Raw genomic sequence first — 22,619 nt, 5'->3', positions numbered from 1 at the left:
TTCGGCTTTCAATCGGACAATGATGATGACGGGACTTTCCGGCAAACATATTGTGCTTGGCATCAGCGGCGGCATCGCCGCCTACAAATGCCCAGAGCTGGTGCGCCGCCTGCGCGACAGGGGCGCAGAAGTGCGCGTGGTGATGACCCACGCCGCCAAGGCGTTCATTACGCCACTGACGCTGCAGGCCGTTTCCGGCTACCCAGTGTCCGACGATCTGTTGGATCCCGCCGCCGAAGCCGCCATGGGCCACATTGAGCTCGGCAAGTGGGCGGATCTGGTGATTCTGGCGCCGGCGACCGCCGATCTGCTGGCGCGCGTCGCCGCCGGCATGGCCAACGATCTGCTGACCACCGTCTGCCTGGCGACCGACGCCCCTATCGCCGCCGCCCCGGCCATGAACCAGCAGATGTATCGCGCCGCCGCCACGCAGGCCAACCTGCAAACGCTGCAGGCGCGCGGCATGCTGCTCTGGGGGCCGGACAGCGGCAGCCAGGCCTGTGGCGACGTCGGCCCGGGCCGCATGCTGGATCCGCTGGACATCGTCGACCTGGCGAACGCGCATTTCTCCGCCCCGCAGGATCTGCAACATTTACAGGTTATGATCACCGCCGGCCCGACGCGTGAGGCGCTGGATCCGGTACGTTTCATCAGCAATCACAGCTCCGGCAAAATGGGCTTCGCCATTGCCCGCGCCGCCGCCGCCCGCGGCGCGCAGGTGACGCTGATCGCCGGGCCGGTCAGCCTGCCGACGCCGCCATCGGTCACCCGAGTGGACGTCACCAGTGCGCTGGAGATGGAGCAGGCGGTGCAACAGCGCGCCGCGCAGCAGCAGATTTTCATCTCCTGCGCCGCCGTGGCCGACTACCGCCCCGAGCAGATCGCCGATGAAAAAATAAAAAAACAGGGTGATGAAATCGTCCTCAAGATGGTAAAAAACCCCGATATCGTCGCCGGCGTGGCGGCGATGACCAAAAATCGACCGTTTGTCGTGGGGTTTGCCGCCGAAACCCAGAATGTGGAAGAATACGCGCGGCAAAAACTGGCGCGTAAGAAGCTGGATTTGATTTGCGCTAACGATGTATCGCTTGCAGAGCACGGGTTCAACAGCGACACCAATGCCCTGCATCTTTTTTGGCAGGATGGAGAAAAGCGCCTGGCGCTGAGCGACAAGGCACTCCTTGGCCAACGTTTAATAGACGAGATAGTCAGCCGTTATGATGAAAAAAATCGACGTTAAGATCCTCGACCCGCGCATCGGTCAGGATTTCCCGCTACCGACCTACGCCACGCCGGGCTCCGCCGGTCTCGACCTGCGCGCCTGCCTGGACAGCGCGGTGGAGCTGGCGCCGGGTGAAACCACGCTGTTGCCTACCGGCCTCGCGATCCACATCGCCGACGCCGGCCTGGCGGCGGTGATCCTGCCGCGCTCCGGCCTGGGCCACAAGCACGGCGTCGTGCTGGGCAACCTGGTCGGCCTGATCGACTCCGATTATCAGGGCCAGCTGATGGTGTCCGTTTGGAACCGCGGCCAGAAACACTTCACCATCGAGCCGGGCGAACGTATCGCGCAGATGGTCTTCGTGCCGGTGGTGCAGGCCGAATTCAACCTGGTGGAAGAGTTCGACAGCAGCGAGCGCGGCGAAGGCGGCTTCGGCCACTCGGGGCGCCACTAAGCGCCACCCAATGCACGATGGCCGGCAGGGAAACGTCGCCTGAACCTTGCCTTTCCGGGGAGAAGGATGTCTCTGCGGCAAGGTTTTACCGCGACAATTGCAGCGCACACCAGGCAGCGCGGAAAAAGGCCGTTAAGGCCGCTGACCCCAGCATCGTAAAAAAGCTATCACATAAGCCGCACAGAGCCTGCTCTGCAGCGGCCGGTGCGCGGGTTTCCGTCAGTTAAGTTTTAGCAAGGGTCTAATCAGACATGGCAGAAAAAGAAAAGACGAAAAGGAATCGGCGCGAGGAAATATTGCAGGCGTTAGCCCAGATGCTGGAGTCCAGCGACGGCAGCCAACGCATCACCACCGCCAAGCTCGCCGCGAACGTGGGTGTTTCTGAAGCTGCGCTGTATCGGCATTTCCCCAGCAAGACACGGATGTTCGACAGCCTGATCGAGTTTATCGAAGACAGCCTGATCACCCGCATCAACCTGATCTTGCAGGACGAGAAAGAGACGTTTAATCGTCTGCGCCTGATTTTACTGCTGATTCTGGGCTTTGCGGAACGCAACCCGGGGCTGACGCGCATCATGACCGGCCACGCGCTGATGTTTGAACAGGATCGCCTGCAGGGCCGCATCAACCAGCTGTTCGAACGCATCGAGGCGCAGCTGCGCCAGGTGTTGAAAGAGCGTAAATTGCGCGAAGGAAAAGGCTTTATCGTCGATGAAACGCTGCTGGCGAGCCAGCTGCTGGCCTTCTGCGAAGGCATGTTGTCGCGCTATGTGCGTTCGGAATTCCGCTATCGCCCAACGCAGGAATTTGACGCCCGCTGGCCGCTGTTGGCGGCCCAGCTGCAATAAAGATAACGCCGGGCATGCCCGGCGTTTTTACTTACACCCCGTACTGCTCGCGGTAAGCGCGCACCGCCGCCAGGTGGTCCGCCATTTCCGGTTTCTCTTCCAGATAGGCAATCAGGTCCTTCAGCGTCACGATTGAAATCACCTTGCAGTGATAGTCGCGTTCCACTTCCTGAATGGCGGAGATATCCGCGCGGCCGCGTTCCTGACGGTCGAGGGAGATCAGCACGCCCGCCAGCGAAGCGCCGCTGGCGCCGATGATTTCCATCGACTCGCGGATCGCGGTGCCGGCGGTGATCACATCGTCTACCAACATCACGCGCCCCTGCAGCGGGCTGCCTACCAGCGAACCGCCTTCGCCGTGGGTCTTGGCTTCCTTGCGGTTGAAGCAGTAAGGCACGTCGCGCTCATGGTGTTCCGCCAACGCCACCGCCGTGGTGGTGGCAATAGGAATGCCTTTATAGGCCGGGCCAAACAGCAGGTCGAAATCGATGCCGGAGTCCATCAGGGCTTCGGCGTAGAAGCGCCCCAACAGCGCAAGATCGCGCCCGGTATTAAACAGGCCGGCATTGAAGAAATACGGGCTGGTGCGGCCGGACTTCAGGGTGAACTCGCCGAATTTCAATACCTGCTTGTTAAGCGCGAACTCGATAAACTGGCGCTGATAGGCTTTCATTACTGCTTCTCCTCGTCTGAATCTGCTTGGGTCTTGTCATTACTGCCGCCCGATCGCCGGGCATAAAAAAGGCGACTTCTGAGTCGCCTTAAAAAATCAGTCCGCCAGCGCCGCTTTCTGCGCCTGGAAGATGGTTTCGATGCCCCCTCGGGCCAGCGCCAATAGCGCCAACAGCTCATCGTGGCTGAACGGCTCGCCTTCGGCGGTACCCTGCACTTCAATCATGCGGCCATCTTCCATCATCACTACGTTCATGTCGGTTTCCGCCGCGGAATCCTCCACATACTCCAGATCGCACAGCGCTTCGCCATTGACGATGCCGACGGAAACCGCCGCCACCATGCCCTTCATCGGGTTGGCTTTCAGCTTGCCGTTGGCCACCAGCGTGTTCAGCGCATCGGCCAGCGCCACGCAGGCGCCGGAGATGGAGGCGGTGCGGGTACCGCCGTCGGCCTGCAGTACGTCGCAGTCGAGGGTGATGGTGAATTCACCGAGCTTTTTCAGATCCACCGCGGCGCGCAGCGAGCGCGCGATCAGGCGCTGGATCTCCAGCGTGCGGCCACCCTGCTTGCCTTTGGCGGCTTCACGGGCATTGCGGCTGTGGGTGGAGCGCGGCAGCATACCGTACTCGGCGGTGATCCAACCCTGCCCCTGGCCTTTCAGGAAGCGCGGAACGCCCTCTTCTACCGTGGCGGTGCACAAGACTTTGGTATCGCCAAACTCAACCAGCACTGAACCTTCAGCGTGTTTGGTATAGTGACGGGTCAGTGTCAGGGGGCGAACTTGCTGTGGTGCTCTGCCTGCAGGACGCATGGGCTCTCTCCGGCTTCAAATCAACTATTGGCTGCGCATTATACGGGCTTCGTGACGTAATGCCTATCCTGCCCGCAGCCGCGACGCTATAATCGCCCCATCTTTTCCTATTACGGGTACGCATCAATGATCCGCAGCATGACCGCCTACGCCCGGCGTGAAATCAAGGGTGAATGGGGCAGCGCAGCCTGGGAGCTGCGTTCCGTTAACCAGCGCTACTTAGAAACCTACATCCGCCTGCCGGAACAATTCCGCAGCTTGGAGCCGGTGATCCGTGAACGTATCCGTGGCCGCCTGACCCGCGGCAAAGTCGAATGCAACCTGCGTTTCGAACTGGATCCAAGCGCGCAAAGCTCGCTGATCCTGAACGAAAAACTGGCCAAACAGCTGGTTGAAGCCGCCAACTGGGTGAAAATGCAGAGCGACGAAGGGGAAATCAACCCGATCGACGTGCTGCGCTGGCCGGGCGTGATGTCCGCGCAGGAGCAGGATCTGGACGCCATCAGCGCCGAGCTGATGCAGGCGCTGGACGGCGCGCTGGATGACTTCATCGTCGCACGCGAAAGCGAAGGCGCCGCGCTGAAAACGCTGATCGAACAACGCCTCGACGGCGTCAGCGCCGAAGTGGTCAAAGTGCGCGCCCAGATGCCGAACATCCTGCAATGGCAGCGCGAACGCCTGGTCAGCAAGTTGGAAGAGGCGCAGGTACAGCTGGAAAACACCCGCCTGGAGCAGGAGCTGGTGCTGATGGCGCAGCGCATCGACGTCGCCGAAGAGCTGGATCGTCTGGAAGCGCACGTGAAAGAGACGCACAACATCCTGAAGAAGAAAGAAGCCGTCGGCCGCCGCCTCGACTTCATGATGCAGGAGTTCAACCGCGAATCGAACACCCTGGCCTCCAAGTCGATCAATGCCGACGTCACCGCTTCCGCCATCGAGCTGAAAGTGCTGATCGAGCAAATGCGCGAGCAGATCCAGAACATCGAGTGATCCTGCCCCGCACGCCATCAAGCCCGCGCCAAGCGGGCTTTTTTATGGCTGCAGATCAGCGATAGGCGGCCGCCTGTTCCTCACCGATCAGCCCCATTTTCTGCAGCTGCACCGCAATGCTCCAGGTTGAGCGTTCAAACTCATCGCTCAGCGCTTCCAGCGTCGCCCCGGCCACATGGCTCTCGCGCAGCCGCAGCTTTTCCTCTTCCGGCCAAGGGAAGTAGGCATTGGCCGGCCGCCCCTCGGCCAGATTCTTCTGCCGCTTCTCCTCCGGCGTCAGCCGGGCTTTTTTCTGCAGTTCGGCTTCACCGTCGAACTCGTTGGCCAACGCGAACAGCAGGCGGATAGCCTCCGGCGCGCAGGCCGCCGAAGCCGGTCTCAACAGCTCACCGGTGTCGGGATTAACCCCGTTGGCCAGCGCCCTGAGCAACGTGCCGGTATTCATTGTTCGCCTCCTTATCCGAGAAGATGCGCCGGTCGTGGCGCCTTGTTCAGGCATTTTTCTTTGCCTCCCTCGAGAAAACCACGCTTTACGCCATGAAAAAGCACCAGTTGCGAGCCAGATTCCAGGCGTTTGCACGCGAGTGACAGTGATTGCATCAGGTTGCGAGCCGGCAGGCCCCTGGGGAACCGACTCACCGGGAAGCTTATGAAAAACTGCCGGACAGCGCGTGTGGATGACATTTGGCAAGATATCCCGCATGCCATAAGTATTTTGTTCTAATTATCACGCAAGGTAATGAAAGGACGTCGATGCTGTGGCTAAATGTGTTTTTTCTCTGCCCGTGAACCGTACGGACCGTTTATGCCACAAATTCTGCAATTTATTATGGCTCTGGTGGTGATCATCGCCCTGGCGCTGCTGGTCAGCAATAATCGCAAGAAAATCCGCCTGCGCTATATCATCCAGCTGCTGGTGATCGAAGGCGCGCTGGCCTATTTCTTCCTGCACTCCGCCAGCGGGCTCAGCGTGATCAAACACGTCGCCGGCTTCTTCGACACCCTGCTCGCCTACGCCGCCCAAGGATCGGAGTTCGTGTTCGGCGGCATGAGCAAGGATGGCCTGGCGTTCATCTTCCTCGGCGTTTTGTGCCCTATCATCTTTATTTCCGCCCTGATCGGCATTTTGCAGCATTTCCGCATCCTGCCGCTGATCATCCGCCTGGTCGGCACCCTGCTATCCAAGGTCAACGGCATGGGCAAGCTGGAGTCGTTCAACGCCGTCAGCACGCTGGTGCTGGGGCAGTCGGAGAACTTCATCGCCTATAAAGGCATCATCGGCGATATCTCGCCGCGCCGCATGTACACCATGGCCGCGACCGCCATGTCGACGGTATCGCTCTCCATCGTCGGCGCCTACATGTCGATGATCGACGCGCAGTACGTGGTGGCGGCATTGATCCTTAATATGTTCAGCACCTTCATCATTCTGTCGATCATCAACCCGTATCAGGTCGAAGACGAGCCGGAGCTGAAGCTGAACAAACTGCATGAAGATCAGAGCTTCTTCGAAATGTTGGGCGAGTACATTCTGGCCGGCTTCAAGATTGCGATGATCATCGCGGCGATGCTGATCGGCTTTATCGCGCTGATCTCCGCCGTCAATGCGCTGTTCTCCGCGGTGCTCGGCATCAGCTTCCAGCAGATCCTCGGCTATGTGTTCTATCCGCTGGCCTGGCTGATCGGCATCCCGGCGGAGGAGGCCCTGAAGGCGGGCAGCATCATGGCGACCAAGCTGGTGGCCAACGAATTCGTGGCGATGATTGAGCTGAAGAAAATCGCGGCGGAGCTGTCGCCGCGCGGGCTAGGTATTCTGTCGGTGTTCCTGGTGTCGTTCGCCAACTTCGCCTCCATCGGCATCGTCGCCGGCGCCATCAAGGGGCTGAACGAGCAGCAAGGCAACGTAGTTTCCCGTTTTGGCCTGAAGCTGGTTTATGGCTCGACGCTGGTGAGCCTGCTGTCAGCGGCCATCGCCGGCCTGGTGCTGTAATCCCCACTCCCGGCCGCATGGCCGGGAGTTCGCTTTAAAACGCCACGCACACCGGCGCATCCACCCGCATCACCGAATCCTGCGCAAACTGCTGCTTATAGCCGCTGCGCAGCGCCTCGATATTCGCCTCGCTCTCTTTGCCCGGCGCATGGATCAACAGCAGCGCCTTGCTGTTCTCGCGCGCCAGCTTGCCGTCGTGGCCCAGCCACTGCCCTTTGGCATCAAAGACCGTCAGCCCGTCTTTAAAACGCGGCGTCACCTGGCTGTCGACGAAGGTTTGCCACTCGGCGGCGGTGATCGCCGGCCCCGCCGGGCGATTCAGGCCGAAGTAGAGCGTTGTTTGCATCATCGGATCGCCGGTGTGGCAAGCCGGAGCGGGCGACACAGCCTGATGGCCTGGCGCCACGCAGCCGCTCAGCAGCAGGGCGGCCACCACGGCGCCGGCGGCCAGTTTCGGGGAGTTTTTCATCTGCAGTCTCGGTTTCTCGGTTGAAGGATTAGCTGCAAAAAGCATAGTCAGCGATGGAAACCAGCGCGAAATTTCTAATGCTTTCATCAACAGCCAGATGTTAAAAAAGGCTGGTTATCGGCAATAAAAACGGAGTTTGGATTAGCTAAATTAATCCGAAACACCATCGGTGAAAAAAACTCAGTGGCGCGCGCCATCGGCGGCGATTACCCTGCCGGCCATCATTCTGACGCAAGTACGCTGTGAATCCCTTATGTTACTGAGCATCCTTTATATCATCGGCATCACCGCCGAAGCCATGACCGGCGCGCTGGCGGCCGGCCGCCGCCAAATGGACATGTTCGGCGTGATCATCATCGCTTCGGTCACGGCGATCGGCGGCGGGTCGGTGCGCGATATGCTGCTCGGGCATTTTCCATTGGGCTGGGTCAAACACCCGGAATACATCGTCATCGTCGCGATAGCGGCGATCGTCACCACCTGGGTGGCCCCCCTGATGCGCCATCTGCGCCGCCTGTTCCTGGTGCTCGACGCCGTCGGCCTGATCGTCTTCTCCATCATCGGCGCGCAGGTGGCGCTGGATATGGGGCACAGCGCGATTATCGCCGCCATCGCCGCGGTGATCACCGGCGTCTTCGGCGGGGTGCTGCGCGATATGTTCTGCAACCGTATCCCGCTGGTTTTCCAGAAAGAGATCTACGCCGGCATCTCCTTCAGCGCCGCCTGGCTGTATATCGGCCTGCAGCACCTCAGCCTGCCGCACAATCTGGTGGTGATCCTCACGCTGGTCGCCGGCCTGAGCGCGCGCCTGCTCGCCCTGCGCTTCCGCCTCGGCCTGCCGGTGTTCAACTACCAGCATCCGGATCACTGATCGTCCGGCAGCATGTACCGCGCCAGATAATCCACGAACACCCGGACTTTCGGCAACATGTGCCGGTTAGAGGGCCACACGGCAGAAAACGCGCCGCGCTCGGGCGTGCTGTCTTGCAGCACCGCCGTCAGCTGCCCGCTGCGCAGGGCCTGGCTCAAAGTGAAATCCGGCAGGTAGGCGATGCCCAATCCCTGCTGCGCCGCATGGATTAGCGCCTCAACACCGCTGAAACTCATCGTCACCGGCAACCTTAACGACAACGCCTCATCGTCGGCGCTCAGCCGCCACGCCTGCAACTGCTGCCCGCCCGGGAAGCGATAACGCAAACAAGCATGCTCGAGCAGATCCGCCGGTTTCAACGGCGTTCCGCGCCGGCGGAAGTAGTCCGGCGCGCCGACCAAAACCTGGCGAAACGGTCCAAGACGCCGCGCCATCAGGCGGGAATCAGCCAGCTCTCCGCCGCGAACCGCCACATCAACGCCCTCGGCGATCAGATCCGCGATGCGATCGTTGAAGTCCACATCCAACTCAATCTCAGGATAACGCGCGGTAAAATCAGCCAACAGCGGCACCAGCATGCGGTAACCGATGGCGGGCATGCTGACGCGCAGCTTGCCGCGCGGCGCCTCTGAAATACGTGCCATCTCGGCTTCAGCGTTCTCGATGTCACTAACAATACGCCGGCAGCGTTCGTAAAATAGCGCCCCTTCCTCCGTCAAATTGATGCGCCGGGTGCTGCGGTTGAACAGCCTAACGCCCAACGACGCCTCCAGCCGCGCCACGCTTTTACCCACCGCCGAGGCCGACACCCCCAATCGCTCCCCAGCAGCGACAAAGCTGCACGATTCGGCAGCGCGAACAAACGCCAGCAGCCCGCTCAAACTTTCCATATGGCCCCCATTAGAGCGTTTTTGTCCTGAAAGTGTGGAATTCAGCCTTATTTTTAACCTATTCAGTCTTATTTATCATCCATACCCATCGAAACCACCGCATCAGGAATCGCCCATGAACGCTCATCCATCCCGGAATGTGCCCCCGCAGCGCTGGCTCATACTCTTTTCCGTGTGTCTCGCGGGCCTGATCATGCCGCTGAGCTTTACCGGCCCCGCAGTCGCGCTCACCGCAATCGCCAAAGATTTGGGCGGCGGACTGGTCGCGCTCAGTTGGGTCACCAACGCGTTTATGCTGACCTTCGGTTGCAGCCTGATGCTCGCCGGAGCGCTCGCCGATCGTTTTGGCCGCAAGCGCGTGTTTATCTGTGGATTGGCGGCGCTCGCGCTCAGCGCTCTGCTCATGAGCGCGGCGCAAGACATTATGTCCTTCGACGCGATACGCGCGCTGCAAGGCATCTCCGCCGCGGCCGCACTGGCCGGCGGAACCGCAAGCCTGGCCCAGGTATTTAACGGGCCGGAGAGAAGCAAGGCCTTCAGCCTACTGGGCACCACGTTCGGCATCGGGCTGGCATTCGGTCCGCTGCTGGCCGGCACGCTGACGCAGCTCTTCGGCTGGCGCGCGCTTTTTCTCTGCCTGGCGCTGCTCAGCGCCATTGCGTTGTTCAGCGGCCAGCGCGATATGCCCGAATCGCGCGATCCCGCCGCCTCTCGCCTCGATTGGCCCGGCGCCATCGTCTTTACGCTGGCGCTGTCGCTGTTGACTTACGCCGTGCTGCTGGCGCCCGACAGCGGCTGGAGCAGCGCGCAAGTCATTAGGCCGCTGACCGGCGCGCTGCTGTTTATGCTGGCTTTTATCCTGATTGAACGCCGCACCGCTCGGCCGATGCTCGATCTGTCGCTGTTTCGCTACCCGCGCTTTGTCGGCGTACAGCTGTTGGCGGCAGCGCCGGCCTATTCGTACGTGGTGTTGCTGGTGCTGCTTCCCCTCCGATTTATCGGCATCGAGGGTTACGGCACCGTGGAAACCGGCATGATGATGCTGACGTTGTCCGCACCAATGCTGGCGCTGCCGCTGCTGACCGGGGCATTCGCTCACCGCTTTTCCGCCGGCGCCGTTTCCAGCCTAGGCTTGTTGATTTGCGCCGCCGGGCTGGCATGGCTGGCGTACTATGCGCCGGGGCAATCGCTCGCGCGGTTACTGCTGCCGATGCTGACCATCGGTTGCGGCATCAGCTTGCCCTGGGGATTGATGGACGGTTTAGCCGTCAGCGTCGTGCCACGAGAGCGAGCGGGCATGGCGACCGGCATTTTCAGCACCGTTCGCGTCGCGGGGGAAGGCATTGCATTGGCGATCGTCGGTGCCCTGTTGGCCTTGTTGGTTGGGCGCCATCTCGCTCCCCCAACCGCAAACGCCGCCGGCGCGCACGCCCTGGCCATGGGGGATATGCCGCGGGCGACCGCCCTGCTCAATGCGGACGCCGCACGGCTGAAGCACGCCTACGAACTGGCTTTCCAGAATCTGCTGTACCTACTCGCCCTGACGACGCTGGCGTCCGCCGTCATTATCTTTCTCTTTCTCCGCCACCCCGCACGGGAAACCCCTTCGTCCGCCCCACGCATTACCGACGCGCCGCAATCTGACATGGCCTCGCCGCCGAGGCCAAAACAGCTGAAATGTTGCCCTTCGACGCGCAAATTCGCTCATTCGCCGCTTTTTCCGCGCAAAGCGGCGGGCAAAATGCGAGCTAACGCTGCACCCGGCGCGTTAGCCGTGTATACTGTGCGGAGAAAATACACATCCGCTGTTATTGGCATATCAACCGTTATCAACGAACATCATCATGGCTCAAGGCACGCTTTATATTGTCTCTGCTCCCAGTGGCGCAGGTAAATCAAGTCTGATTCAGGCTTTGTTAAAGACGCAACCGCTGTACGACACGCAGGTTTCGGTTTCGCACACCACGCGCGACAGCCGCCCGGGTGAAAATCACGGCGAACACTATTTCTTCGTCTCGAAAGACGAATTCCGCCGGATGATCGAGCAGGACGCGTTTCTTGAGCACGCCGAAGTGTTCGGCAACTATTACGGCACCTCGCGCGCCGCCATCGAACAAGTGTTGGCGACCGGCGTAGACGTGTTTCTGGATATCGACTGGCAGGGCGCGCAGCAAATCCGCGCCAAAATGCCGCAGGCGCGCAGCATCTTCATTCTGCCGCCGTCGAAGGAAGAACTGGGCCGCCGCCTGCGCGGGCGCGGGCAGGATTCCGAAGAGGTAATCGCCAAGCGCATGGCTCAGGCCGTGGCGGAAATGACGCATTATGCGGAGTACGATTACCTGATTGTGAACGATGATTTCGATCTGGCGCTGTCCGATCTGAAGACCATCATTCGCGCCGAACGCCTGCGTTTGGGCCGCCAGTTGCTGCGGCATGACGCTTTAATCAGCAAACTATTGGCAGACTGAAGGCAGTTTCAGTATCATGCCCAGTCTTTTCGTCACCTGTGGAGTAGCACAAATATGGCACGCGTAACTGTTCAAGACGCTGTAGAGAAAATTGGTAACCGTTTTGACCTGGTGTTGGTCGCTGCTCGTCGGGCGCGTCAGATCCAGACCGGCGGCAAAGATGCACTGGTTCCGGAAGAGAACGACAAGTACACCGTTATCGCCCTGCGCGAAATCGAAGAAGGCCTGATCACCAGCCAGATCCTCGACGTGCGTGAGCGCCAGGAACAGCAAGAGCAGGAAGCCGCAGAGATTCAAGCGGTTACCGCGATTGCTGAAGGTCGTCGTTAATTAGACTGCGAGTCCGCCTTGTACCTGTTTGAAAGCCTGAATCTGCTGATTCAACGTTACCTGCCCGAGGAGCAGATTAAGCGCCTCAAACAGGCATACCTCGTCGCGCGCGACGCGCACGAGGGCCAGACACGCTCCAGCGGTGAGCCTTACATTACTCACCCGGTCGCCGTGGCCTGCATTCTGGCGGAAATGCGTCTCGATCACGAGACGCTGATGGCGGCATTGCTGCACGACGTCATCGAAGACACCCCAGCCACCTATCAAGATATGGAACAGCTGTTCGGCAAGAGCGTCGCCGAACTGGTTGAGGGCGTCTCCAAGCTCGACAAGCTGAAGTTCCAGGACAAGAAAGAAGCGCAGGCGGAAAACTTCCGCAAGATGATCATGGCGATGGTGCAGGATATCCGCGTCGTGCTGATCAAGCTGGCCGACCGTACGCACAACATGCGCACCCTCGGTTCGCTGCGCCCCGACAAACGCCGGCGCATCGCGCGTGAAACCCTGGAAATCTACAGCCCGCTCGCCCACCGTCTGGGTATTCATCACCTGAAGACCGAGCTGGAAGAGCTGGGCTTCGAGGCGCTGTACCCGAACCGCTATCGCGTGATCAAGGAAGTGGTGAAAGCCGCGCGCGGCAACCGCAAAGAGATGATTCAAAAAATCCTCTCCGAGATCGAAGGGCGGCTGACCGAAGCCGGCATCGCCTGCCGCGTCAGCGGGCGGGAAAAACACCTCTACTCCATCTACCTCAAGATGCACCTCAAAGAACAGCGTTTCCATTCCATCATGGATATCTACGCGTTCCGGGTGATCGTGAAAGAGGTCGATACCTGCTACCGCGTGCTCGGCCAGGTGCACAGCCTGTACAAACCACGCCCGGGGCGAGTGAAAGATTACATCGCCATTCCCAAGGCCAACGGCTATCAATCGCTGCATACCTCGCTGATCGGCCCGCACGGCGTGCCGGTCGAAGTGCAGATCCGCACCGAAGACATGGATCAGATGGCTGAGATGGGGGTGGCCGCGCACTGGGCTTACAAGGAAAGAGAACAGGGCGAAACCGGCACCACGGCGCAGATCCGCGCCCAGCGCTGGATGCAAAGCCTGCTGGAGCTGCAGCAAAGCGCCGGCAGTTCGTTTGAATTTATCGAGAGCGTCAAATCCGATCTGTTCCCGGATGAGATTTACGTTTTCACCCCGGAAGGCCGCATCGTCGAGCTGCCCGCCGGCGCCACGCCGGTCGATTTCGCCTATGCGGTGCATACCGATATCGGCCATGCCTGCGTCGGCGCGCGCGTCGATCGTCAGCCATACCCGCTGTCGCAGTCGCTGACCAGCGGCCAGACCGTCGAGATCATCACCGCACCGGGCGCACGGCCCAACGCCGCCTGGCTGAACTTCGTAGTCAGCTCGAAAGCGCGCGCCAAAATTCGCCAGATGCTGAAGAATCTCAAGCGCGACGACTCCGTTGGCCTCGGCCGCCGTCTGCTCAACCACGCGTTGGGCGGCAGCCGCAAGCTGGCCGAAATCCCGCAGGAAAACATTCAGCACGAGCTGGACCGCATGAAGCTGGCGACGCTGGACGATCTGCTGGCGGAAATCGGCCTCGGCAACGCCATGAGCGTGGTGGTGGCGAAGAACCTGCAGGGCGATCAGTCCAGCCTGGGCGCTTCCTCCGGCGTGCGTAACCTGGCCATCAAGGGCGCCGACGGGGTGTTGATCACCTTCGCCAAGTGCTGCCGTCCGATTCCGGGCGACCCGATTATCGCTCACGTCAGCCCGGGCAAAGGGCTGGTGATCCACCATGAATCCTGCCGCAATATTCGCGGCTATCAGAAAGAGCCTGAGAAGTTCATGGCGGTCGAGTGGGATAAAGAGACCGAGCAGGAGTTCATCGCCGAGATCAAGGTGGACATGTTCAACCACCAGGGCGCGCTGGCCAACCTGACGGCGGCGATCAACGCAGCCGAGTCCAATATTCAGAGCCTGAACACCGAAGAGAAAGACGGTCGGGTTTATAGCGCCTTTATCCGCTTGACCACCCGCGATCGCATCCATCTGGCAAACATCATGCGTAAAATCCGTATCATGCCGGATGTGATCAAAGTTAACCGCAACCGAAACTAGCGCTTATGAGTCCTGAACGCTATGCGCGGATTTGTGAAATGCTCGCGACCCGGCAGCCGGATTTGACGGTCTGCCTGGAGCAAGTGCACAAACCGCATAACGTCTCCGCCATTATCCGCACCGCCGACGCCGTCGGCGTGCATCAGATCCACGCCGTGTGGCCCACCACCCGCATGCGCACCCTGGTTTCCTCCGCCGCCGGCAGCAACAGCTGGGTCAGCGTCAAAACCCATCGCTCCATCGGCGACGCGGTCGGTCACCTGAAAGCGCAGGGCATGCAAATTCTGGCCACCAATCTGTCTGCGCGCGCGGTCGATTTCCGCGAGGTGGATTACACCCGGCCCACCTGCGTGCTGCTCGGCCAGGAAAAAACCGGCATCACCGAAGAAGCGCTGGCGCTGGCCGATCAGGACATCGTCATTCCGATGATCGGCATGGTGCAATCGCTCAACGTCTCCGTGGCCTCGGCACTGATCCTGTATGAAGCGCAGCGCCAGCGGCAGAACGCCGGCCTGTATCGCCGCGACAACAGCATGCTGGATGAAGAAGAGCAGCAGCGTCTGCTGTTCGAAGGTGGCTACCCGGTGCTGGCCAACGTGGCCAAGCGCAAAGGGCTGCCACGCCCGCAGATTGACGAGCAGGGCCAGGTGATCGCCAGCGCCGAATGGTGGGCGGCCATGCAGGCGACGGTGCGCAAATGAAAGGCCGCCTGCTGGATGCTGTCCCACTCACCACGCTTTCCGGGGTTGGCGCCAGCCAGGCGGGCAAACTGGCCAAGCTTGGCCTCGAGACCATTCAGGATCTGCTGCTGCACCTGCCGCTGCGCTACGAAGACCGCACTCGCCTCTACCCGATCAACGATCTGCTGCCGGGCATCTACGCCACGGTAGAAGGGGAAGTGCTGCGCAGCGACATCAGCTTCGGCCGCCGCCGCATGCTGACCTGCCAGATCAGCGACGGTACCGGCATCCTCACCATGCGGTTCTTCAACTTCAACGCCGCGATGAAGAACAGCCTGGCCACCGGCCGCCGCGTGACCGCCTACGGCGAGATCAAACGCGGCAACCACGGCGCGGAGATCATCCATCCGGAATACCGCATTCAGGGCGAAGCCAGCGAAGTCGAGCTGCAGGAGTCGCTGACGCCGGTCTACCCCACCACCGAAGGGGTGCGGCAAGCCACGCTGCGCAAGCTGACCGATCAGGCGCTGGAGCTGCTGGATACCTGCGCCATCGCCGAACTGCTGCCGTCGGAGCTGAGCGGCGGCCTGATGAGCCTGCCGCAGGCGCTGCACACCCTGCATCGCCCGCCGCCGGACATCCAGCTGGCGGATCTGGAGCTGGGCAAACACCCGGCGCAAAAACGCCTGATCCTCGAAGAGCTGCTGGCGCATAACCTCAGCATGCTGGCGGTGCGCGCCGGCGCCCAGAGTTACCAGGCGCAGCCGCTGCTGCCAGACGATCGGCTGAAAAACCGTTTTCTCGCCCAGCTGCCGTTCTCGCCGACCGGCGCGCAAACGCGCGTGGTGGCCGACATCGAAGCCGATATGCAAAAAGACTTCCCGATGATGCGACTGGTGCAGGGCGACGTCGGCTCCGGCAAAACGCTGGTGGCGGCGCTGGCGGCGCTGCGCGCTATCGCGCACGGCAAGCAGGTGGCGCTGATGGCGCCGACCGAGCTGCTGGCCGAGCAGCACGCCAACAATTTCCGCCAGTGGTTCGAACCGCTGGGGCTGGAGGTCGGCTGGCTGGCCGGCAAACAGAAAGGCAAGGCGCGCATCGCGCAGCAGGAGGCCATCGCCAGCGGTCAGGTGTCGATGGTGGTCGGCACCCACGCCATCTTCCAGGAGCAGGTGCAATTTAACGGCCTGGCGCTGGTGATCATCGATGAGCAGCACCGCTTCGGGGTGCATCAGCGGCTGGCGCTGTGGGAGAAAGGCGAAGAACAGGGCTTCCACGCCCATCAGCTGATCATGACCGCCACGCCGATCCCACGCACGCTGGCGATGACCGCCTATGCCGATCTCGATACCTCGGTCATCGACGAGCTGCCGCCGGGCCGCACGCCGGTGACCACCGTCGCCATTCCCGATACCCGCCGCGCCGACATCATTCAACGGGTGAAGAGCGCCTGTCTGGAAGAGGGGCGGCAGGCTTACTGGGTGTGCACGCTGATCGAAGAGTCCGAACTGCTGGAAGCGCAGGCGGCGGAAGCCACCTGGGAAGAATTGAAAACCGCGCTGCCGGAGCTGAAGGTGGCGCTGGTGCACGGCCGCATGAAAGCGCAGGAAAAGCAGGCGGTGATGCAGGCGTTTAAACAGGGCGAGCTGCAGCTGTTGGTCGCCACTACGGTGATCGAAGTCGGCGTCGACGTGCCGAACGCCAGCCTGATGATCATCGAAAACCCGGAGCGGCTGGGCCTGGCGCAGCTGCACCAGTTGCGCGGCCGCGTAGGACGCGGCGCCGTGGCCTCACACTGCGTGCTGCTGTACAAAACGCCGCTGAGCAAGACTGCGCAAACGCGCCTGCAGGTGCTGCGTGACAGCAACGACGGCTTCGTCATCGCGCAGCGCGATCTGGAGATCCGCGGCCCGGGCGAGCTGCTGGGCACCCGCCAGACCGGTAGCGCCGAATTCAAGGTGGCGGACCTGCTGCGCGACCAGGCGATGATCCCCGAAGTGCAGCGCGTCGCTCGCCATCTCCATCAGCACTATCCGGAGCACGCCCAGGCGCTGATAGAACGCTGGCTGCCGGAGAAGGCACGCTACTCCAACGCATAAAAAAGGGCGCCGCAGGCGCCCTTTTCATTATGACTCGCGATATCACCCCACCGCCGGGAACACCGGCAGCAGCAGATACAGCTTGATGACGATGGCATTGGCGATATCGATAAAGAACGCCCCCACCATCGGTACTACCAAAAACGCCACGTGCGACGGGCCGAAGCGATCGGTGATCGCCTGCATGTTGGCGATCGCCGTCGGCGTGGCGCCCATGCCGAAGCCGCAGTGGCCGGCAGCCAGCACCGCCGCGTCGTAGTTTTTACCCATCACCCGGTAGGTAACGAAGATCGCGTACAGCGCCATGACCAGCGTCTGCACCGCCAGGATCGCCAGCATCGGCAGCGCCAGCGAGGCCAGCTCCCACAGGCGCAGGCTCATCAGTGCCATCGCCAGGAACAGCGACAGGCTGACGTTGCCCAGCACCGATACCGCCCGCTCGAACACGGTATAAAAACCGGTGAAGGCCAACGTGTTGCTGAGGATCACCCCGACGAACAGCACGCAAACGAAGTTCGGCAGTTCAAACACCGTGCCGCTCAGCAGGCCGGCAATCAGCTGCCCCAGGCTTAGACAGATGGCGATCATGGCGATGGTTTCGATCATCACCAGCGAAGTGATCAGGCGGCCGCTTTCCGGCTTCTCGAAGCCGCTCGGCTGCACGCTGTCTTCCGGGGTGCCTTCCGGCGTGGAAGAGTGCTTGACCAGATAGCGCGCCACCGGGCCGCCGATCAGGCCGCCCAGCACCAGCCCGAAGGTGGCGCAGGCCATGGCGACTTCCGTCGCGTTTTCAAAACCGTAGCGCTCGATGAACAGCTTGCTCCAGGCCGCCCCGGTACCATGCCCGCCCGACAGAGTGATCGACCCGGCGATCAGGCCCATCAGCGGATCCAGCCCCAGCATTTTCGCCATCCCGATGCCGATGGCGTTCTGCACGATAAGCAACCCCAGCACCACGAACAGGAACACCACCAGCACCTTGCCGCCGGCGCGCAAACGCGCCAGGTTGGCGTTCAGGCCGATGGTGGCGAAGAAGGCCAGCATCAGCGGGTCCTTCAGCGACATGTCAAAACTGATTTCCCAGTTGACGAGCTTTTTCAGGGCTAACAGCAGGAGAGCCACCAGCAAACCGCCGGCGACGGGAGCAGGAATGGTATATTTTCGCAGCAGAGGAATGGTTCTGACGCACTTGCCCCCGAGGAGCAAAACCAGCGTCGCCGCGACTAACGTGCCATAAGTATCAAGATGAAACATCCAGGTACTCCATGTAAGGGAAAAGATCCAAATAAAAATAATAAGTTATAGAAAACCACTTAGTTTTTAAACTTGATGAGTGCAGGATTAAAAGTAAAAAACGCTGAGATGACAAGAAAAAATGAATGAAAATGCGACATAAGCGAGAAAGTCGGCAACATAATATTTACGCGCAACCGTTTGCTTTTGCGGGGCGGAGCATTAAAATGCCTGCTTTGCCGTATCTGGAAACGCCACACCATGAGCATGTCATCCTCCGAGCTTGATGCCGCGCGCCAAGCCGCCTCAGAACCCCGCGCCAGTGAACTGATTTATCGCCTGGAAGATCGCCCGCCGCTGCCGCAAACGCTGTTTGCCGCCGGCCAGCATCTGCTGGCGATGTTCGTCGCGGTGATCACTCCGGCCCTGCTGATCTGCCAGGCGCTGGGCCTGCCGGCACAGGATACCCAGCACATCATCAGCATGTCGCTGTTCGCCTCCGGTCTGGCTTCCATTCTGCAAATCAAAACCTGGGGGCCGGTGGGTTCCGGGCTGCTGTCGATTCAGGGCACCAGCTTCAACTTCGTTTCGCCGCTGATCATGGGCGGTCTGGCGCTGAAAAACGGCGGCGCCGACGTGCCGACCATGATGGCCGCGCTGTTCGGCACCCTGATGGTCGCTTCCTGCACCGAAATTTTGCTGTCGCGCGTGCTGCATCTGGCGCGCCGCATCATCACCCCACTGGTTTCCGGCATCGTGGTGATGATCATCGGCCTGTCGCTGATTCAGGTCGGCCTGACCTCGATCGGCGGCGGCTACGCCGCGATGAACGATCACAGCTTCGGCTCGCCGAAAAACCTGCTGCTGGCCGGCGCGGTGCTGGCGGTGATCATCCTGCTGAACCGCCAGCGCAACCCTTATCTGCGCGTGGCTTCGCTGGTGATCGCCATGGCGGTCGGCTATCTGTTGGCCTGGGCGATGGACATGCTGCCCGCCGACGCACCGGCGGCCCCCACGGCGGCGATCACCATCCCCACGCCGCTCTATTACGGCCTGGGCTTCGACTGGAACCTGCTGCTGCCGCTGATGCTGATCTTTATGGTCACCTCGCTGGAAACCATCGGTGACATCACCGCCACCTCCGACGTCTCCGAACAGCCGGTCAGCGGGCCGCTGTACATGAAGCGCCTGAAGGGCGGCGTGCTGGCCAACGGCCTGAACTCAATGCTGTCGGCAGTGTTCAACACCTTCCCCAACTCCTGCTTCGGCCAGAACAACGGCGTGATCCAGCTGACCGGCGTCGCCAGCCGCTACGTCGGCTTCGTGGTGGCGCTGATGCTGATCGCGCTGGGGCTGTTCCCGGCGGTGGCCGGCTTCGTACAGCACATTCCCGAGCCGGTCCTGGGCGGCGCGACCATCGTGATGTTCGGCACCATCGCCGCCTCCGGCGTGCGCATCGTGTCGCGCGAGCGTCTGAACCGCCGCGCCATCATGATCATGGCGCTGTCGCTGGCCGTCGGCATGGGCGTCTCCCAGCAGCCGCTGATCCTGCAGTTCGCGCCGGACTGGCTGAAAACCCTGCTCTCTTCCGGCATCGCCGCCGGCGGTATTACCGCCATCGTGCTGAACCTGGTGTTCCCGCAGGAACACGAGAAAAAGTAACCCGTCCATTGATGTTCAAACGGCCGCTTGCGGCCGTTTTTTATTGTCTATCAGACCATTGCCCTTGAGATGCCCGGCCAATTGCGGCATAAACAGGGTATCTTTTTTGACCGATGCGGATGTAGACGATGAAATTTATCGGAAAGCTGTTGCTGACGTTGCTGCTGCTGATCGTGTTGGCGGTGGTGGTGCTGTACCTGGTGGGGCAAACTCGCTGGGCGGCAGGCCGCCTGAGCGCCTGGATCAGCGACAACAGCGAATACCGCCTGTCGATAGGAAAAATCACCCATTCGTGGAGCCAGCCGGACCAGATCGCTCTGGAAGACGTGCAGCTGGCGCGCAACGGCCAGCCGCAGGCGCTGGTCGCCAAACGCGTCGATCTCGGCCTCAGCCTGCGCCAAATCACCGAACCGCGCTATTTCCACAGCGTCACGCTGCGCGACGGCACGTTGAACGTGCAGCCGCAGGCGGCGGCGCTGCCTGTACAGGCCGACGTGCTGCAGCTGAGCAACATGGCGTTGCAGTCCAACGATAGCGAGTGGCAGCTCAACGCGCAGCAGGTCACTGCCGGCATCACGCCGTGGCGCCCGCTGGCCGGCCATCTGCTGGGGGACAACAACCAGTTCCAGTTCAGCGCCGGTTCGATGACGCTGAACGGCATACCCGCCTCGAAGGTGTTGGTGCAGGGGGAGCAAAAACAGGGCCAGCTGCTGTTGAACAACTTCGGCGCCAATCTGGCGCAGGGCGACCTGACCGGCGTGGCCAGCCGCGCCGCCGACGGCAGTTGGCAGGTGGATCGCCTGCGGCTGAGCGGCGTACGCATGCAGACCCCGTTGACGCTGGCGGAATTCATGCAGCGCTTTACCACGCTGCCGCCGGTCACCTTCAAGCGTTTCGATCTGATCGACGCGCGCCTGGAAGGCAAGGCATGGGCGTTTAACGATCTCGATCTGTCGCTGCAAAACGTCAGTATCGAAAAAGGCGACTGGCGCAGCGAAGACGGCTCGCTCAACGTCAACGCCGGTGACGTGATCAACGGCAGTTTCCACCTGATCGATCCGATCGCCACCCTGCGGCTCTCTTCCGCTGGCATCGCCATTCAGCAATTCACCACCCGCTGGGAAGGCGGGCTGCTGCGCACCTCCGGCAACTGGCTGCGCGCCGGCAAACGCCTGCAGCTGGATGAAGTGGCCATGGCGGCGCTGGAGTACACCCTGCCGATCGACTGGCGCGAGCTGTGGCTGAAACCGCTGCCGGACTGGCTGGCGGAGGTGTACGTCACTAAACTGACCACCAACCGCAATCTGATCATCGATATCAACCCGGCATTCCCGTTCCAGATCACCGCGCTGGACGGCTACGGCAGCAACCTGCTGCTGGCGCGCGATCGCCAATGGGGCATCTGGTCCGGCTCGCTGAACCTGAACGGCAGCGAAGCGACCTTCAACAAGATAGACGTGCGGCGCCCTTCGCTGGCGCTGAACGCCGACGCCAATCAGATCGCCGTCACCGAGCTCAGCGCCTTTATGCCTAATGGGTTGCTTGAGGCCAAAGCGACCGTCGATCAGCTGCCGGGCAAGCCGTTCCAGCTGACGCTGCACGGCCGATCGGTACCGATCAACACTTTGCAGCAATGGGGATGGCAGCCGGTGCCGCTGACGGGCGACGGCAACCTTGAGCTGCAGTTGAAAGGGCGGCTGAACAGCGACGGGCCGTTCAAAGCCTCGTTGAAGGGCAATCTGCAGGCCACCGCCGGCGACGGCCAAGCGGTGAACCAACAACTGCCGTAATGCACTGCGCGGCCCGCCCTCAGGGCAGGGCCGCCGCCTTATTCTTCCAGCGCTTCAGAACCGCCCTGATCCAACGGCACATCCGGCTCGGCCGGCAACACCATGTAGGTGCCTTCGAACACCGCGCCTTTATCCTCGTCGCCGAACAGATGTACTTCGGCGTGTACGCGCGCGCGGCGGCCGCGCGCCAGACGCGCCAAATCGCCGCTCAGCGAGCCGAGATCCGCCACCGCCCGCGGCCTGCCGGTGATCGGTTTACTGTAGCGAATGTGCGCGTCCGCCAGAATGATGGTGCCGCCGAGATGGCGCTCGCGCAGCAGCAGCCAAATCAGCCCCCAGGCGGTCAGCGTCGCCAGCGAGAACAGGCTGCCGGCGAACAGCGTATGGTGTGGATTCTGGTTGCCGATCTCCGGCATGGTGGTGACGAAGCGCTGGCCGGTGTATTGGCTGATGCGCACGCCCATCTTTTCGCTCTGCGGGATATGTTCATACCAGGCCTGCTGCAGTTGGCCGCACCAGTCGGGGCGATGCAGGATATCGTCCAGCGTCGCTACCGGTTTGATCATCAAAAAGTGGCGGATCGGGGTGGTCTGCGGCGCAGTGATCTCCCCCTGATTGACGAACCCCAGCTTGGCGAAGAAGTCCACCGCGTCCTCACGGGCGCTACACACCACCCGCTTCACGCCCTCCTGCCGCGCAACGGACTCCAGCGTCATCGCCACCAGCGTCCCCAGCCCTTTATCCTGCAGCGTCGGGTCTACCGCCAGAAAACGGATCGCCGCCTCGTTGTCGGCATTGATGTACAGCCGCCCGATGGCGACGATTTTACCGGCCTCGTCCACCACCATTTGGTGATGGGCCATGGCGTCATAGGCATCCTTTTCCGAACCCACCGGCTGGTGCAGCGGCTTGCGCAGCATTTCCCAGCGAAACTGGTAATACTCCTTCAGTTCTTGCTCTGTTACGGGTACTCGTAGGTGATACATAGACGCCTGTTCTCCGAATGC

General features: G+C 61.4%; 21 protein-coding genes. 14 read left to right on the top strand and 7 right to left on the bottom strand.

The window, feature by feature from the left end; all coding sequences use genetic code 11:
* Positions 1-22 precede the first annotated feature (22 nt).
* From coaBC to slmA, 3 genes are all read left to right on the top strand, one after another.
* Positions 23-1,240, top strand: a complete 1,218-nt coding sequence (coaBC, locus tag AC4PR2_RS15870) for a bifunctional phosphopantothenoylcysteine decarboxylase/phosphopantothenate--cysteine ligase CoaBC (RefSeq protein WP_049201884.1) — start codon at positions 23-25, stop codon at positions 1,238-1,240.
* Complete coding sequence (gene dut, locus AC4PR2_RS15865) at positions 1,218-1,676, top strand: dUTP diphosphatase (RefSeq protein ID WP_016929680.1); 459 nt, start codon at positions 1,218-1,220, stop codon at positions 1,674-1,676. The genes coaBC and dut overlap by 23 nt, the downstream gene beginning before the upstream one ends.
* Positions 1,677-1,927: 251 nt before the next feature.
* The gene (gene slmA, locus AC4PR2_RS15860; RefSeq protein WP_004931203.1) at positions 1,928-2,524 is read left to right on the top strand and encodes a nucleoid occlusion factor SlmA; all 597 of its coding nucleotides are present in this window, start codon (positions 1,928-1,930) and stop codon (positions 2,522-2,524) included.
* A gap of 31 nt (positions 2,525-2,555) precedes the next feature.
* Here the strand turns inward: slmA and pyrE are convergent, their stop codons facing one another.
* Both pyrE and rph read right to left on the bottom strand, forming a co-directional pair.
* Entirely contained in the window at positions 2,556-3,197 is a 642-nt protein-coding gene (pyrE, locus tag AC4PR2_RS15855; protein WP_004931204.1) for an orotate phosphoribosyltransferase, read from the bottom strand.
* Positions 3,198-3,293: 96 nt separating this feature from the next.
* Positions 3,294-4,010 carry a ribonuclease PH gene (rph, locus tag AC4PR2_RS15850; protein ID WP_025160305.1) on the bottom strand — a complete coding sequence of 239 codons (717 nt, stop codon included), beginning with the start codon at positions 4,008-4,010 and terminating at the stop codon, positions 3,294-3,296.
* Between the two features lie 126 nt (positions 4,011-4,136).
* Here rph and AC4PR2_RS15845 point away from each other — a divergent pair, with 126 nt between their 5' ends.
* Entirely contained in the window at positions 4,137-5,000 is an 864-nt protein-coding gene (locus AC4PR2_RS15845) for a YicC/YloC family endoribonuclease (RefSeq protein WP_015379441.1), read from the top strand.
* A 55-nt stretch (positions 5,001-5,055) separates the two neighbouring features.
* On the opposite strand, the gene AC4PR2_RS15840 is transcribed toward AC4PR2_RS15845, so the two are convergent.
* Positions 5,056-5,445 carry a hypothetical protein gene (locus AC4PR2_RS15840; RefSeq protein WP_197803977.1) on the bottom strand — a complete coding sequence of 130 codons (390 nt, stop codon included), beginning with the start codon at positions 5,443-5,445 and terminating at the stop codon, positions 5,056-5,058.
* A 360-nt stretch (positions 5,446-5,805) separates the two neighbouring features.
* Here AC4PR2_RS15840 and AC4PR2_RS15835 point away from each other — a divergent pair, with 360 nt between their 5' ends.
* Complete coding sequence (locus AC4PR2_RS15835; RefSeq protein ID WP_004931212.1) at positions 5,806-6,990, top strand: NupC/NupG family nucleoside CNT transporter; 1,185 nt, start codon at positions 5,806-5,808, stop codon at positions 6,988-6,990.
* A 34-nt stretch (positions 6,991-7,024) separates the two neighbouring features.
* Here the strand turns inward: AC4PR2_RS15835 and AC4PR2_RS15830 are convergent, their stop codons facing one another.
* The gene (locus AC4PR2_RS15830; RefSeq protein ID WP_055317175.1) at positions 7,025-7,459 is read right to left on the bottom strand and encodes a DUF3574 domain-containing protein; all 435 of its coding nucleotides are present in this window, start codon (positions 7,457-7,459) and stop codon (positions 7,025-7,027) included.
* 253 nt (positions 7,460-7,712) lie between these two features.
* Here AC4PR2_RS15830 and AC4PR2_RS15825 point away from each other — a divergent pair, with 253 nt between their 5' ends.
* Positions 7,713-8,330: a TRIC cation channel family protein gene (locus tag AC4PR2_RS15825; protein WP_197803976.1), complete on the top strand. Its 618-nt coding sequence runs from the start codon at positions 7,713-7,715 to the stop codon at positions 8,328-8,330.
* Here AC4PR2_RS15825 and AC4PR2_RS15820 read toward each other — a convergent pair.
* Positions 8,324-9,220, bottom strand: coding sequence for a LysR substrate-binding domain-containing protein (locus AC4PR2_RS15820; protein ID WP_197803975.1), 897 nt, complete (start codon positions 9,218-9,220; stop codon positions 8,324-8,326). The genes AC4PR2_RS15825 and AC4PR2_RS15820 overlap by 7 nt on opposite strands.
* 115 nt (positions 9,221-9,335) lie before the next feature.
* On the opposite strand from AC4PR2_RS15820, the gene AC4PR2_RS15815 reads away from it, so the two are divergent.
* The 6 genes from AC4PR2_RS15815 to recG are packed head-to-tail and all read left to right on the top strand — an operon-like array spanning position 9,336 to position 16,927.
* Positions 9,336-11,114 carry an MFS transporter gene (locus tag AC4PR2_RS15815; RefSeq protein ID WP_337046961.1) on the top strand — a complete coding sequence of 593 codons (1,779 nt, stop codon included), beginning with the start codon at positions 9,336-9,338 and terminating at the stop codon, positions 11,112-11,114.
* On the top strand, positions 11,065-11,688 hold the full coding sequence (gene gmk / locus AC4PR2_RS15810; RefSeq protein WP_004931218.1) for a guanylate kinase: 624 nt from the start codon (positions 11,065-11,067) through the stop codon (positions 11,686-11,688). The genes AC4PR2_RS15815 and gmk overlap by 50 nt, the downstream gene beginning before the upstream one ends.
* Before the next feature lie 54 nt (positions 11,689-11,742).
* A complete protein-coding gene (gene rpoZ / locus AC4PR2_RS15805; protein WP_004931221.1) occupies positions 11,743-12,018 on the top strand; it encodes a DNA-directed RNA polymerase subunit omega in 276 nt (91 codons plus the stop codon).
* A gap of 18 nt (positions 12,019-12,036) precedes the next feature.
* The gene (gene spoT, locus AC4PR2_RS15800; protein WP_019452189.1) at positions 12,037-14,148 is read left to right on the top strand and encodes a bifunctional GTP diphosphokinase/guanosine-3',5'-bis pyrophosphate 3'-pyrophosphohydrolase; all 2,112 of its coding nucleotides are present in this window, start codon (positions 12,037-12,039) and stop codon (positions 14,146-14,148) included.
* A 5-nt stretch (positions 14,149-14,153) separates the two neighbouring features.
* Positions 14,154-14,849 carry a tRNA (guanosine(18)-2'-O)-methyltransferase TrmH gene (gene trmH / locus AC4PR2_RS15795; RefSeq protein ID WP_197803974.1) on the top strand — a complete coding sequence of 232 codons (696 nt, stop codon included), beginning with the start codon at positions 14,154-14,156 and terminating at the stop codon, positions 14,847-14,849.
* Positions 14,846-16,927 carry an ATP-dependent DNA helicase RecG gene (recG, locus tag AC4PR2_RS15790; RefSeq protein WP_060441442.1) on the top strand — a complete coding sequence of 694 codons (2,082 nt, stop codon included), beginning with the start codon at positions 14,846-14,848 and terminating at the stop codon, positions 16,925-16,927. The genes trmH and recG overlap by 4 nt, the downstream gene beginning before the upstream one ends.
* Positions 16,928-16,969: 42 nt before the next feature.
* On the opposite strand, the gene gltS is transcribed toward recG, so the two are convergent.
* Positions 16,970-18,181 (bottom strand): sodium/glutamate symporter, encoded by a 1,212-nt coding sequence (gene gltS / locus AC4PR2_RS15785; protein WP_038872558.1) that lies wholly within the window; start codon positions 18,179-18,181, stop codon positions 16,970-16,972.
* Between the two features lie 240 nt (positions 18,182-18,421).
* On the opposite strand from gltS, the gene AC4PR2_RS15780 reads away from it, so the two are divergent.
* Both AC4PR2_RS15780 and AC4PR2_RS15775 read left to right on the top strand, forming a co-directional pair.
* Positions 18,422-19,822, top strand: coding sequence for a nucleobase:cation symporter-2 family protein (locus AC4PR2_RS15780; protein WP_019452186.1), 1,401 nt, complete (start codon positions 18,422-18,424; stop codon positions 19,820-19,822).
* 128 nt (positions 19,823-19,950) lie between these two features.
* Positions 19,951-21,612: an AsmA family protein gene (locus AC4PR2_RS15775; RefSeq protein WP_197803973.1), complete on the top strand. Its 1,662-nt coding sequence runs from the start codon at positions 19,951-19,953 to the stop codon at positions 21,610-21,612.
* A 38-nt stretch (positions 21,613-21,650) separates the two neighbouring features.
* Here the strand turns inward: AC4PR2_RS15775 and fabY are convergent, their stop codons facing one another.
* A complete protein-coding gene (fabY, locus tag AC4PR2_RS15770; RefSeq protein ID WP_492175277.1) occupies positions 21,651-22,598 on the bottom strand; it encodes a fatty acid biosynthesis protein FabY in 948 nt (315 codons plus the stop codon).
* Positions 22,599-22,619 lie beyond the last annotated feature (21 nt).

This window comes from Serratia sp. A07, assembly GCF_058725505.1.
Note: the sequence above shows the minus strand (reverse complement) of the source record. Positions and strands in the feature narration are given on the sequence as shown.